The sequence below is a fragment of the Vibrio sp. 1069 genome, assembly GCF_033340555.1.
On sequence record NZ_JAWOWP010000862.1, the window covers coordinates 1 to 538 of the forward strand.

The window sequence follows — 538 nt, forward strand, 5'->3', positions numbered from 1 at the left end:
CACCACGACGTTCAAAACCATTTTTTTCATAAAACGCAATCGCATCTTCACGGGCATTACATACCAAACGTTTCGCACCTTCTTGGCGCGCAAGCGATTCCAACGCGACCAACACCAGTGAGCCCATGCCTTTGCTGCGACGATTGCCTTTCACCGCCATATAGCGGATTTGGCCATCGTTATCCGGAGTAATGTACAAACGTCCGATCGCCATTGGACGACCACGGCTATCCACAATCATGCGGTGGTGGCTCACCACGTCATATTCATCACGTTCAGAGCCTACTGGCATGCGCCATGGCTCTCGAAGCATTTGCCAACGAAATTGATAGTACTTGTTAAGCTGATTTTCGGTTGTTGGAGTTATGAGTTTGAACATATCAATCCTTTGAAAGTGCAACTCAGTAAGAATCTTGGGGAGAAAATACCCAAGTAAAATCAAACCACTTGGGTATATAGCTTAGACCATGGGTGTATCCACGCCAGATTAGACCTGTAGCCAAAAAGTCACTGGGCCGTCATTAATTAATGACACTTT

The 538-nt window shown here is 46.3% G+C and carries 1 protein-coding gene; it reads right to left on the bottom strand.

Annotated elements, in window-relative coordinates; translation table 11 throughout:
* A partial coding sequence (locus tag R7040_RS29485) for a GNAT family N-acetyltransferase (protein WP_318098054.1) occupies window positions 1-379 on the bottom strand: 379 nt, incomplete at its 3' end.
* Between the last annotated feature and the right edge of the window lie 159 nt (window positions 380-538).